At 70.3% G+C, this 11,594-nt stretch carries 11 protein-coding genes and 1 pseudogene; 9 read left to right on the top strand and 3 right to left on the bottom strand.

Annotation, left to right across the window (positions count from 1 at the left end; genetic code table 11):
- The first annotated feature begins 57 nt into the window (after window positions 1-57).
- From fabG1 to ACFWPJ_RS02045, 5 genes are all read left to right on the top strand, one after another.
- Entirely contained in the window at window positions 58-777 is a 720-nt protein-coding gene (gene fabG1, locus ACFWPJ_RS02065; protein ID WP_378845986.1) for a 3-oxoacyl-ACP reductase FabG1, read from the top strand.
- A gap of 74 nt (window positions 778-851) precedes the next feature.
- Window positions 852-1,688: an NADH-dependent enoyl-ACP reductase InhA gene (gene inhA / locus ACFWPJ_RS02060; protein ID WP_189023417.1), complete on the top strand. Its 837-nt coding sequence runs from the start codon at window positions 852-854 to the stop codon at window positions 1,686-1,688.
- Entirely contained in the window at window positions 1,688-2,737 is a 1,050-nt protein-coding gene (locus tag ACFWPJ_RS02055; RefSeq protein WP_378845984.1) for a ferrochelatase, read from the top strand. Before inhA ends, ACFWPJ_RS02055 begins: the two co-directional genes overlap by 1 nt.
- Window positions 2,738-2,824: 87 nt before the next feature.
- The gene (locus ACFWPJ_RS02050; protein ID WP_378845982.1) at window positions 2,825-3,226 is read left to right on the top strand and encodes a hypothetical protein; all 402 of its coding nucleotides are present in this window, start codon (window positions 2,825-2,827) and stop codon (window positions 3,224-3,226) included.
- Window positions 3,227-3,406: 180 nt separating this feature from the next.
- Window positions 3,407-3,751: a hypothetical protein gene (locus ACFWPJ_RS02045; RefSeq protein WP_378845980.1), complete on the top strand. Its 345-nt coding sequence runs from the start codon at window positions 3,407-3,409 to the stop codon at window positions 3,749-3,751.
- A gap of 13 nt (window positions 3,752-3,764) precedes the next feature.
- Here the strand turns inward: ACFWPJ_RS02045 and ACFWPJ_RS02040 are convergent, their stop codons facing one another.
- The gene (locus ACFWPJ_RS02040; RefSeq protein ID WP_378845979.1) at window positions 3,765-4,580 is read right to left on the bottom strand and encodes a hypothetical protein; all 816 of its coding nucleotides are present in this window, start codon (window positions 4,578-4,580) and stop codon (window positions 3,765-3,767) included.
- A 70-nt stretch (window positions 4,581-4,650) separates the two neighbouring features.
- Complete coding sequence (locus ACFWPJ_RS02035; RefSeq protein WP_378845977.1) at window positions 4,651-5,478, bottom strand: DUF3097 domain-containing protein; 828 nt, start codon at window positions 5,476-5,478, stop codon at window positions 4,651-4,653.
- A 127-nt stretch (window positions 5,479-5,605) separates the two neighbouring features.
- On the opposite strand from ACFWPJ_RS02035, the gene ACFWPJ_RS02030 reads away from it, so the two are divergent.
- From ACFWPJ_RS02030 to ACFWPJ_RS02015, 4 genes and pseudogenes are all read left to right on the top strand, one after another.
- Complete coding sequence (locus tag ACFWPJ_RS02030; protein ID WP_378845975.1) at window positions 5,606-6,034, top strand: NfeD family protein; 429 nt, start codon at window positions 5,606-5,608, stop codon at window positions 6,032-6,034.
- 2 nt (window positions 6,035-6,036) lie between these two features.
- Window positions 6,037-7,128, top strand: a pseudogene (locus ACFWPJ_RS02025) (SPFH domain-containing protein); the annotation flags it as partial.
- 36 nt (window positions 7,129-7,164) lie between these two features.
- Window positions 7,165-9,642 carry an ATP-binding protein gene (locus ACFWPJ_RS02020; protein WP_378846010.1) on the top strand — a complete coding sequence of 826 codons (2,478 nt, stop codon included), beginning with the start codon at window positions 7,165-7,167 and terminating at the stop codon, window positions 9,640-9,642.
- Between the two features lie 249 nt (window positions 9,643-9,891).
- The gene (locus ACFWPJ_RS02015; RefSeq protein ID WP_378845973.1) at window positions 9,892-10,704 is read left to right on the top strand and encodes an IclR family transcriptional regulator; all 813 of its coding nucleotides are present in this window, start codon (window positions 9,892-9,894) and stop codon (window positions 10,702-10,704) included.
- A gap of 9 nt (window positions 10,705-10,713) precedes the next feature.
- Here ACFWPJ_RS02015 and ACFWPJ_RS02010 read toward each other — a convergent pair.
- Window positions 10,714-11,594: molybdopterin-binding protein (locus ACFWPJ_RS02010; RefSeq protein WP_378845971.1), on the bottom strand; the 881-nt coding region annotated here is incomplete at its 5' end.

The raw sequence follows: 11,594 nt of genomic DNA, 5'->3' as shown, positions 1-11,594 counted from the left end.
TCGCATGCCGCGACCCTGACGCGGGGCACACGAACCGGAACAGATAGGTTGGACCCTATGTCGAACGTCACATCCCGCTCGGTCCTGGTGACTGGTGGTAACCGCGGTATCGGTCTCGCGGTCGCCCAGCGCCTGCTCGCCGACGGCCACAAGGTCGCCGTCACGCACCGCGGATCGGGGGTGCCCGAGGGCCTGTTCGGCGTGAAGTGCGATGTCACCGACGCCGCCGCGGTCGATCAGGCGTTCGCCGAGGTGGAGGCGCATCAAGGTCCGGTCGAGGTCGTCGTGGCCAACGCGGGCATCGTGGACAACACGCTGTTCATGCGGATGAGCGAGGAGTCCTTCACCAAGGTCATCGACGCGAACCTGACCGGGGCGTGGCGAGTCGCCCAGCGCGCCAACCGCAATATGTTGAAGGGCCGCTGGGGCCGGGTCATCTTCCTGGGGTCGGTCGTCGGTCAGATCGGCGCGCCTGGCCAGGTCAACTACGCGGCTGCCAAGGCGGGTCTCGTCGGTATGGCGCGCGCCATCACCCGTGAGGTCGGCAAGCGCAACATCACCGCGAATGTGGTGGCGCCCGGCCTGATCGACACCGACATGACCCGCGAGGACATGACCCCGGAGATGCGCAAGGCCGCGCTGGAGTTCATCCCCGCCGGCCGGATCGGCCAGGCTGAGGATGTCGCCGCCGCGATCAGCTTCCTCGCCTCCGACGACGCCTCCTACATCTCCGGCGCCGTCATTCCGGTCGACGGCGGCATGGGCATGGGTCACTGACCCGCTAACGGATCGCACCGCGCCGCCGACAAGGTGGCGGCAACCATACTGATTTCAGGGAGAACCGAAAACTCATGGGCGGACTGCTCGAAGGCAAGACCATCCTGGTCACCGGCATCATCACCGACTCGTCGATCGCGTTCAGCGCGGCGGCGGTCGCGCAGGAGCAGGGCGCGAAGGTGATCATCACCGGCATCCCGGAGCGGCTGCGGCTGATCGACCGCATCGCCAAGCGCCTGCCGCAGGAGGTGCCGCCGGCGATCCCGCTGGACGTCACCAACGAGGAGAACCTGGGCGCGCTGGCGGACGCCCTGCGCGAGCTGGCGCCCGAGGGCATCGACGGTGTGCTGCACTCGATCGCGTTCGCGCCCAAGACCCTGATGGGCCCGGAGGCGGTGCCGTTCCTGGAGGGCCCCGGCCCCGATGTGGCGAAGTCCTTCGAGATCTCCGCGTGGAGCTACGCCTCGCTGGCCCGCGCCGTGCTGCCCGTGATGAACGAGGGCGGCTCCATCGTCGGGATGGACTTCGATCCGCGCGTGGCGATGCCGTATTACAACTGGATGGGTGTCTCCAAGGCCGCGCTGGAGTCGGTGAACCGGTACGTGGCCCGGGAAGTGGGCTACGCCAAGAAGATCCGCTCCAACCTGATCGCCGCGGGTCCGGTGAAGACCCTCGCGGCCAAAGCCATCGCCGGTACGGCCACCGATGACGCCAAGCAGTTGCGTCAGCTGGACGAGTACTGGGACGGCGCGTCGCCGATCGGCTGGGACGGCGCCGACGCGCGCGCCGTCGGCAAGTCGATCGTCGCGCTGCTCTCGGACTGGCTGCCCGCCACCACCGGCTCGATCATCTACGTCGACGGCGGCGCCAGCCACAACATGTGGTTCCCCGAGGGCTTCACCGCCAACTGATGACCGACGGCCTCCTGCTGCTGTCCTTCGGTGGCCCCGAGGGCCCCGAGGACGTGATCCCGTTTCTGGAGAACGTCACTCGGGGCCGCGGGGTACCGCGTGCGCGGCTCGACGAAGTCGCCAAGCACTACCTGCATTTCGGTGGCGTCTCGCCGATCAACGAGTTGAACCGGCAGATCATCGCCGCGATCGAGGCCGATCTCGCCGACGCCGGGCTCGACCTGCCGGTGTATTTCGGCAACCGCAACTGGCATCCCCGGGTGGAGGACACCGTCGCCCGGATGACCGCCGACGGCGTGCGTTCCGCCCTGGTCTTCCCGACCTCGGCCTGGGGCGGCTACTCCGGCTGTCGCCAGTACGACGAGGACATCACCCGCGCCCGCGCCGCCGTCGGGGCGGACGCGCCCGAACTGGTGAAGCTGCGCCAGTACTTCGACCACCCGCTGCTGATCGCCTCCTTCGCCGACGCGATCACCGCTGCGGTACATCAGATTCCGGCCGATCGGCGCGACGCCGTGCGCCTGGTGTTCACCGCGCACTCCATCCCGGTCTCGGCCGACATCGCCGCGGGCCCACCCGCCGACGGTGGCCGTCTCTACAGCAGGCAGGTCGCCGAAGCCGCCCGATTGTGCGCCGCGGCAACCGGTTTCACCGACTACGACGTGGTGTGGCAGTCCCGGTCCGGCCCGCCGCAGGTGCCGTGGCTGGAACCCGACATCGTCGACCATCTGGATGTGCTGCACGGCAAGGGAATCGACGCCGTCGTGGTCTGCCCGGTCGGCTTCGTCTCCGATCATCTCGAGGTGATCTGGGACCTGGACAACGAGGCATCGGCCAGGGCCGCCGAACTCGGCATGGCCTTCGCCCGCGCCGCGACACCCGGCACCGACCCGCGCTTCGCCCGCATGGTCGTCGAGCTGATCCAGGAGCGGATCGGTGGTGCGGCGGTGCGCGAACTCGGCGAGGTTCCCGGCTACGGATGCACCGTCGACGGCGCCTTGTGCGCGCCCGGCTGCTGCGCGCCACCGTCGCGCCCGGCCCGGCCATGAACACAACCGGATAAACATTCGCCGAGCTAGCGGGGTCCCGGGAGTAGGCTTTTCCGGGACTGTGATCGACAGATCGGAGGATTTCCGATGCGTTCGATAATGTCCCGCCGCGGCCGGATGGCGGGTGTTCTCCTCGTCCTGGCAGCGACGACGCTGGGACTGAGCGGCTGCGGTGGCGACTCCGGGTATGAGACCGTCGGCCCGGCCCCCACCGAACCCACCATCTCGCAGGCGTCGGTGGACGAACTCTGCGGCATCCTCGACGGCCAGAAGGGCACCTGGAAGGCGCTCGGCCCACCCGTCGCCCGGGTGGCGTTCACCGGCGCGATGAAACTGTGGACGGTGCGGGACCCGGTCGCGAACGCCGCGATCTCCTGGAACCGCAACATCGTCGACACCGTCACCACCCGGACCTGCCCCGAAGTCCGCACCGCCACGCTGAAAGTCCTCGACCAGCCCGATCTGAGGACCGCGATCGGCGGATTCTGAACCGGCGCTTGTCACTTCGCCCGCCTGCTGCGCTAGCATCTGCCCGCAGACCTTCGACGGAAGGTGGACATTCGCGACGGGGGAGGCCCGATGAATCATGCCGAAATGCCGGTGAGCACACTAGTGTTCGCGTCCGCGACGGACGCTGTCGAAGCGCGCCGCGGGGGCGGTGGTGACGGCGTGAGCATCGGCATCGGCCTGCCCGATTGGGTCTGGATCACCATCCTCGTGGTGATCGCGGTGATCATCCTGATCGTGCTCATCCGCAAGTTCAGCGGCGGCTCGAACAACGCTGCGCCCCAGCAGATGCCGCACCAGCAGTACCAGCAGCCGCACCCGCAGCAGCCGTATCCGGCGCAGTACCAGCAGCCGCACGGATACCCGCAGCAGCCGCACGGCCAGTATCCGCCGCACTACCAGCAGGCGCCGTACCCCCAGCCGTACCCGCCGCAGCAGCCGATGCCGTATCCGCAGCAGGCGCCATACCAGGGTCATCCGCAGTATCAGCAGCCCTACCGGCGTTGACGGACCGGCGAGGCTAGCGGGCGGGCCCGGCGGCGGCATGCACTGCCACCAGCCGGGCTTCGCGGATCGTGTTCCACAGCGGCCGCAGCAGCGACTCGTGCGCACCGATCGCGGTGGCCGAGGTCGGCGAGGACGCCGGTTCGTGCTGGGCGACGGTGAGAATCGCCGCCACATGGTCGGCGGTGTCGAGAATGCGCTTGGCGCGCAATGGAATCGAGTCGGGGTAGGCGTGCCGGGAGTACGCAGCCAGCTGCGCTTCGATCTGCTCCCGCGGGTCGGCGTCGGTGTTGCCGACGGAGGTGGTGTGCAGCCGCATGAGGGCGTCGGCGGCATCACGAACAGCCTCGCGCATCGTGTACTCGGCCTCACCCAGGGACATGTCGGGACCGGTGACGCGCGGGATGTCGACGCTGTAGACGGTCCACTGCAGGGTCTCGTCGTCGTCCCACTGCGGGATCAGCCCGGTGCCCGACTCGCCGGGAACACCGAGCAGCAGGCCTTCCTCGGCCTCGATCGCGTCGGCCGCGAACGCGGTGCCGACCGGCAACCCGCGCACGTCACCGGGCGCGGGCAGCACCAGGCGCAGCTGCGCACCCGCCGGCGCCATCGCCTCCCGGATCACCTTCAGCAGCGGCATGACCCCGGTGCCCGCCCCCTCGTCGCGCGAGGTCCACGGCAGGTCGCTGCGCCCGCCGGTGACCGGATCGCCCGCGGCCAGTGTGTGCCGCGCCGCCCAGGCGTGCAGTGCCTCCAGGAGGTCGTCGGGCGCGCTGGTACCGGCCAGCCAGGAGCCGGCCCATAGCGTCAGCGTGGCACTGGGAGAGCACATAATCATCGAGCATAAAGGTTTGCCCGGCTTCGCGTGCGGGCACTGAGGACCTGTCTGACCTGCGGGTCGACTACTCGGGCTCGGTGACGAAGTCGATGAGCCGTTCGACGGCGCCGATCAGCGGCGCCTCCAGATCCCGGAACGAGCCGACCGCGTCGTAGACCCGGCGCCAGCCTTCCCGCGGCGTTCCCCAGCCCAGGCGCGCGCAGATGCCGGTCTTCCAGTCCTCGCCGCGCGGCACCGTCGGCCAGGCGTCGATCCCGACCGCGGCGGGCCGCACCGCCTGCCACACATCGATGAACGGATGCCCGGTCACCAGCACGTGCGGGCCGAGGCCGGTGGTCAGCTGGGTCTCCTTGGAGCCGGTCACCAGGTGGTCGACCAGCACGCCGACCCTGGCGCCGGGACCCGGCCCGAATTCGGTGAGGCGGGCGCCGAGGTTGTCCAGGCCCTCGAGATGTTCGACGACGACGCCCTCCACCCGCAGATCGTGTCCCCACACCCGCTCGACGAGTGCCGCGTCGTGCACGCCCTCCACCCAGATCCGGCTGGTCCGCGCGACCCGCGCGCGCAGGCCCTCGACCCGGGTGGACCCCGACGCCGACCGGGCGGGCTGCTTGGCCGGCTGCGCGGTCGGGCGCACCAGCGTGACGGGTTTGCCGTCGATGAGGAACGCCGCTTCGCGCAGCGCGAACAGCCGGACCGCGCCGCGCCCGTCCTCGAGTTTCACGAAGTCGCCGTCGTAGCTGCGGTCGAAACCGACTACCGCGCCGCAGAATCCGCTCGCCGCGTCCTCCACCACCAGGTCCCGCTCGGCACTCACCTTGGGCACCGGTGTCTTCTTGGTTCGCTGGTGTCCGGAATAGATGTCGCCGCCGTACATGTCACGCCCACTCACCCGGCCGAGCTTAGAGGCGCGAACGCCGCATCCGCGGCAGCGGCGCGCGAAAACGGTTGGACGCCAAGATCGCGCCCGTGGGCGGCGAGCCCGCCCAGAATCCAGCATTCGGGGATAGTCTTGGGTCGTGGCCGCAATAATCTGGCTGATCGCGGGCATCGTCCTGGCGGCGGAAATGCTCACCGGGGATCTCACGCTGCTCATGCTCGGTGTCGCCGCGCTCGGCACCGCGGGCGTGAGCGCCGCCGCAGGCCTACCGCTGTGGGGCGACGCGCTGGTGTTCGGCGCGGTCGCGGGGGTGCTGTTCCTCGGTGTGCGGCCGGTGCTGCGCCGCAAGTTCGGTTCCCCGCCCCCGATTGCGACGAATGTCGATGCGCTGCCGGGGAAGTCGGCGCTCGTGCTCGAACAGGTCGCGGAGTATTCGGGTCAGGTCAAGCTCGGTGGTGAAGTGTGGACCGCGCGGCCGCTGGACCCGAACGACGTCTATGACGCCGGCGTGACCGTCTACGTGATGAAGATCGACGGCGCGACCGCCGTCGTCTGGAAGGGTCCTTAGCAATGGTTGCCTTGATCGTGGCCGCCGTCCTCGTCCTGCTGGTCGTGGTGGTGGTCTTCAAATCGATCGCTCTAGTCCCGCAAGCCGAGGCGGCGGTGATCGAACGGCTCGGGCGTTATTCGCGCACCGTGTCCGGTCAGCTGACGTTCCTCGTCCCGTTCGCCGACCGCGTCCGCGCGAAGGTGGACCTGCGCGAGCGGGTCGTGTCCTTCCCGCCGCAGCCGGTGATCACCCAGGACAACCTCACCCTGCAGATCGACTCGGTGGTGTATTTCCAGGTCACCAGCCCGCAGGCCGCCGTCTACGAGATCAGCAACTACATCGCCGCCGTCGAGCAGCTCACCGTCACCACCCTGCGCAACGTGGTCGGCGGCATGACCCTCGAGGAGACACTGACCTCCCGCGATCAGATCAACAACCAGCTGCGCGGCGTCCTCGACGAGGCGACCGGCCGCTGGGGCCTGCGCGTGGCCCGGGTCGAGCTCAAGTCCATCGATCCGCCGCCGTCGATCCAGGAATCGATGGAGAAGCAGATGAAGGCCGACCGCGAGAAGCGGGCGATGATCCTCACCGCGGAGGGCACCCGCGAATCGCAGATCAAGACGGCCGAGGGCGCCAAGCAGGCGCAGATCCTGTCCGCCGAGGGTGCCAAGCAGTCGGCGATCCTGTCGGCCGAGGGTGAACGGCAGAGCCGCATCCTGCGCGCCCAGGGTGAGCGGGCCGCGTCCTACCTGCAGGCGCAGGGTCAGGCCAAGGCGATCGAGAAGGTGTTCGCGGCCATCAAGAACGGCAAGCCGACGCCGGAACTGCTTGCCTACCAATACATGCAGACCCTGCCGATGGTGGCCCGTGGCGACGCCAACAAGGTGTGGCTGGTGCCCAGCGACTTCGGCAAGGCGCTCGAGGGTTTCGCCCAGAACTTCGCCACCAAGGGCGAGGACGGCGTCTTCCGCTACGAACCGTCACCCGAGCCCGAACAGCCGGTGAAGATCGAGGACGACTCCGATGTCGCCGACTGGTTCGAGACCGCCTCGGACCCGAAGATCGAGCAGGCCGTGCGCGCCGCGGAGGCGACCGCCCGTACTCCCGTCGAGGGTTTCGAGCCGTCGCGACCGAAAACCGTTGCGCCGGTGGAGCACCCGCCGCTGCCGGTACCGCCGCCGATCGCACCCGAGCAGCAGCCGCCCGCGCCGCGCCCGGACGACCCGTACGGTCGCCCCTGGCAGCCGCCGCAGCACAGGGGCGCCGAGCGGGGCGGTCGGGCCGACCGCCCCGCGAGTGTGCCGAAAGCCGCCGCCGAGGTCGGTGCGCGTGCGAGAGTAGGCGGCGTGGGCAGGCGTGTGTCAGGGAACCTCCCGGCGGAAGTGACCAGCTTTGTCGGTCGCGACGACGATGTCGCGGCGGCCAGGAAACTGCTCGGCGGTACACGGTTGCTCACGCTGACCGGGGTGGGTGGGGTCGGTAAGACCCGGTTGAGCAGGCGGGTCGGCGAGGCCGTGCAGCGGGTGTTTCCCGACGGTGTGTGGCTGGTCGAATTGGCGCACGTCAGCGATCCGAACCTGGTCACGGCGACCGTGGCACGCGAGCTGGGCCTGCGCGACGACACCAGCGCGCCGCTGACCGTCCTCACCGATTTCCTGGCCGACCGCGATCTGCTGCTGATCCTCGACAACTGTGAGCACATGATCGACGCGTGCGCGGCGCTCGCGGACCGGATCATCCCCGCGACGACTGGTCTGCGGATCCTCGCGACCAGCCGCGAACCGCTCGGCGTGCCGGGCGAACAGGTTATGCCGGTCGCGCCGCTGTCGGTGCCGGATCCGGCCTCCGGCGACCTCGACAGCCCCGCGGCCCGGCTGCTCGTCGACCGCGCGACCGCCGCGGACCCGGCCTTCCGCAAGACCCCGGCCAACGCGGCGACCCTGGCCGCGATCTGCCGCCGGCTCGACGGCATTCCGCTCGCGCTGGAATTGGCGGCGCTGCGGATGCGGATGTTCACCCCCGACCAGGTCCTCACCCGTCTCGACGACGCGATGGGCCTGCTCACCACCGGTTTGCGGACCGCGCCGCATCGTCAGCAGACCTTGGCCTCGGCGATCCGCTGGAGCTATGACCTGTGCACGCCTGACGAGCAGCGGCTCTGGGAGCAACTGTCGGTCTTCGCGGGCGGCTTCGACCTCGACGCCGCGGAAGCGGTCTGCCTGGTCGGCTCGCCGTCCGCGCTCCTGGCCGCGCTGACCGGGTTGGTGGAGAAGTCGGTGCTGGCCTACGGACCCGGCGCCGACGGCGCGGGACGGTATTCGATGCTCGAGCCGTTGCGTCAGTTCGCCCGCGACCTGTTGCGGGCGCGCGGCGCCGAAGACGCGGTCCGCGTCGGCCATCGTGAGTACTACTACCGTCTCGCCCGGCGCGGGCGCACCGACTACTGGAGCGCCACCGACGTCGACTGGTTCCGCGACGTCGCCCGCGAACACGCCAATCTCCGTGCCGCACTGCAATTCTCGCTCGGTGATCCGGCCGGTGCGCGGCGCGCGCTGGAGATCGCGACCGAGCTGTGGCCGTTCTGGGAGCACTGCCACTTTCTGCTGGAGGGCTATCGCTGGTTGTCCGAGGCTTTGGCGAAAGACACCGAGCGCAGCGTCGACCGGGCCAGGGCGCTGGCGGCGAGCTCGGTGATCGCGGCCATGCTGTCCGATACCGCGACGGCTGCGGATTTCGTGCGTGCCAGCGCGGAGATCGCCGCCGAATCCGGGTCGGCGCAGGTGCTGGTCGAAGCCGAGATCGCGCGGGCGGTCCTGGCCTTCGGGGCGGGCGATCTGCGTGCCGCGCTGGACATCGCCGCGGCGTCGTCGGTGAGCGCGCGCGACTGTGCCCACCCGCGGGTGGAGATGGAGAGCCTGGCCTTCGCCTCCGTCTGCGCGCTGGCCCTCGACGACCCGGTCGCCGGCGCCATGGCCGACCGCCTGCTGGCCCTGACCACCGAGCACGGCTCCCACCTGCTCGGTGGTCTCGCGTACTGGGCGGTCGGCACCCAGCGGTGGCGCGACGGTGATCAGGAGGGCTCGGTCGCGGCGCTGCGGCGGTCGATCGAACTGTTCCGGCTCTTCGATCGGTGCGCCTGGCTCGCCACCAGTGTGGACGGCGTGGCCTGGGCCGCGGCCGCCGACGGCGACCTGGTGCGCGCCGCCCGCCTGATGGGCGCGGCTTCGACTGTGCGCCAAGGCAGTTCGCAACGGCTGGCGCACGCGATGACCCAGCTCATCGGTCAGCGGGTCCGCGATCGCGTCCAAGGCGCACTCGGGGAGCAGGAGTTCGGCGCCTGTTTCGACGCGGGCGCATCGCTCACCCTCGACGACGCCGTCGACTACGCGATGGACAGCTCGCCGCAGCCGGTCGCCGCCGTCGAACCGGTCGGGCCCGAGGTGCTGACCCGCCGGGAACGCGATGTCGCCCGCCTGATCGCCCTCGGCTACGGCAACCGCCGGATCGGGCAGGAACTGGTGATCTCGATCCGCACCGCCGAGAGCCACGTCGACCACATCCTCACCAAACTCGGCTTCACCTCCCGCACCCAGATCGCCGCCTGGGTCAACCGGAACACGCTCTGACACTGTCATTTCCGTGGTGGGACAGGGTGAGCAATCCCAGTGGGCGGAGCCGGCTCGCCGCTGAGTGGGACCGCATCCGTGCGGGGCGCGGTCGCGTGGCGAGGGTGGGTGTACGGCGTCGGACCGGTGCGCACGGGGCCGGACAAGATCCGTAGTCGCCGGGTGATCTCCGTAGTTTCCGGGATTCCCGCGCGCTGTCGGGACGGCACTGTGATGGGGGACAGCAGTGCGAAGTAGATGAGGTGAGCCATGACTGTCGACGTGCTCGTCCAGGCCGGGTCCGCGCAGCGCGGCGGTCCGGCGCCGGTATCGATGATCGAGCGGATGACACTGATCCTGGACGCGTTCGACGGGGCAAGCCCGGTCCGCACCTTGATCGATATCGCCGAACGCACCGGGCTGCCGCGCTCGAGCGTGCACCGCATCATCGATCAGATGGTCCGGCTGCGCTGGCTCGCGCACGTACCAGGTGGCTACCGCCTCGGTACGCGGGCGCTCGAACTCGGCGGACTCGCCGTCGAGCACAACGAGATCCGGGACGCGGTGAGCCCGCTGCTGCACGAGGTGTGCCAGCGAACCGGCATGGTCGGGCACCTCGGCGTGCTCGACGGCCCCGAAGTGCTGTATCTGGACAAGGCGGTCGGCCGCTGCTGCGACAGCATCCCCACCCGCCTCGGCGGCCGGATGCCCGCACACTGCACCGCCGTCGGTAAGGCGCTGCTCGCCACCCTGGAACCGAGCATCGTCGAGCTGGCTTTCCGGGAGCGGCTGCCGCAGCTGACGCCGCGCACGATCAGCAACCGGGCCGAACTGCATCGCGAACTAGGCCGCGTCCGTAGTCACCAGGGGGTCGCCGTCGATCGCGAGGAGTCGGTCGCCGGCGTCGTGTGCGTCGCGGTGCCGATCCGGGGCCGCGCGCCCGGTGCGGTCGCCGCGCTGTCACTGTCGGGCAGGCTCGGCGGTGTGCGCGCCCCCGGCACGAGCAGTCTGGCCCGGGTCCTCGTGGAAGTCGCCGACGAGGCCGCGCGGGCGGTCTTTCCCCGGTACGTGCGATGGCCGTAGCGCGCGGGTTCAGTGGGGGAGCGGGAGCAGTTCGACCAGGGTGCCGCGGCCGGTACCGGGTGGGAGCACGGCCAGCGCCTGGCAGCCGATGAGACCGGCCAGGTGCGGCGTGTGCGCGGGGCCGGTGCTGCGCCAGACACCGCCGGTCTGCTGCTGCACCGGGACGATCCGGGTTGCCTCACCGGCCGCGACCCCGGCGTCGGACAGCCTGCCCCACATGATCGGGCCGGGCGTGCGCAGGGTGAGCGCGTCGATGACGGCGGGGCCGACGGCGAGCAGGGCCGCGATCGCGGCGAACGGATTGCCCGGCAGACCGAGCAGGACGCGGCCGTCGGGTAGCTGCGCCACCAGCGTGGAACCGCCCGGACGGATCGCCACCCGTTCGATCACGATGCGTGCGCCCAGATCGGCCAGCAGCGTGCGCAGGTGGTCGGCGGCGCCGCGGCCGGTCGCCCCGACCATCACCACCAGGTCGGCATGCGATTTCAGCGCCAGCCAGGAGCGCAGCAGGTCATGGCCGTCGGCGAGGTGCCACAGTCCGGTGCTCTCGATATCGCAGCAGCGCAGGAACTCCGGCAGCATCGGTCCCAGCGAGTCCCTGGTCTCCCCCGGCCCGAGCGGGCCGACCGCGCGGATCTCGTCGCCGGTCATCACCACATCGGCCCGCAACGGCCCGCGCACGGTGACCGTCTCGGCTTCGGCGCTCAAGGCCGCCGAGGCCAGTGCGGCCGACACCCGGGTGCCCGCACCCGCCAGCTCGACACCGGTGTCCCAGTGCTCGCCCTGCCGCCGGGTGTCGTCACGCACCGGTGCACCCGGCGCCCGCATCACCACCGGCTTGTCCGCCACCGTCGTCGTCACCACGTGCTCGTCACGCAGGGTGGCGGTGG

Origin of the sequence: Nocardia sp. NPDC058497, assembly GCF_042720195.1 — a bacterium.
Taxonomy (GTDB): domain Bacteria; phylum Actinomycetota; class Actinomycetes; order Mycobacteriales; family Mycobacteriaceae; genus Nocardia.
This window is presented reverse-complemented; position numbering and strand designations above follow the sequence as displayed.

What these genes read in the sequence shown, in the direction of transcription:
- fabG1 (WP_378845986.1), top strand. Translation starts at nt 58, where the DNA reads ATGTCGAACGTCACATCCCGCTCGGTCCTGGTGACTGGTGGTAACCGC.
- ACFWPJ_RS02055 (WP_378845984.1), top strand. Translation starts at nt 1,688, where the DNA reads ATGACCGACGGCCTCCTGCTGCTGTCCTTCGGTGGCCCCGAGGGCCCC.
- inhA (WP_189023417.1), top strand. Translation starts at nt 852, where the DNA reads ATGGGCGGACTGCTCGAAGGCAAGACCATCCTGGTCACCGGCATCATC.
- ACFWPJ_RS02050 (WP_378845982.1), top strand. Translation starts at nt 2,825, where the DNA reads ATGCGTTCGATAATGTCCCGCCGCGGCCGGATGGCGGGTGTTCTCCTC.
- ACFWPJ_RS02040 (WP_378845979.1), bottom strand. Translation starts at nt 4,580, where the DNA reads ATGTGCTCTCCCAGTGCCACGCTGACGCTATGGGCCGGCTCCTGGCTG.
- ACFWPJ_RS02015 (WP_378845973.1), top strand. Translation starts at nt 9,892, where the DNA reads ATGACTGTCGACGTGCTCGTCCAGGCCGGGTCCGCGCAGCGCGGCGGT.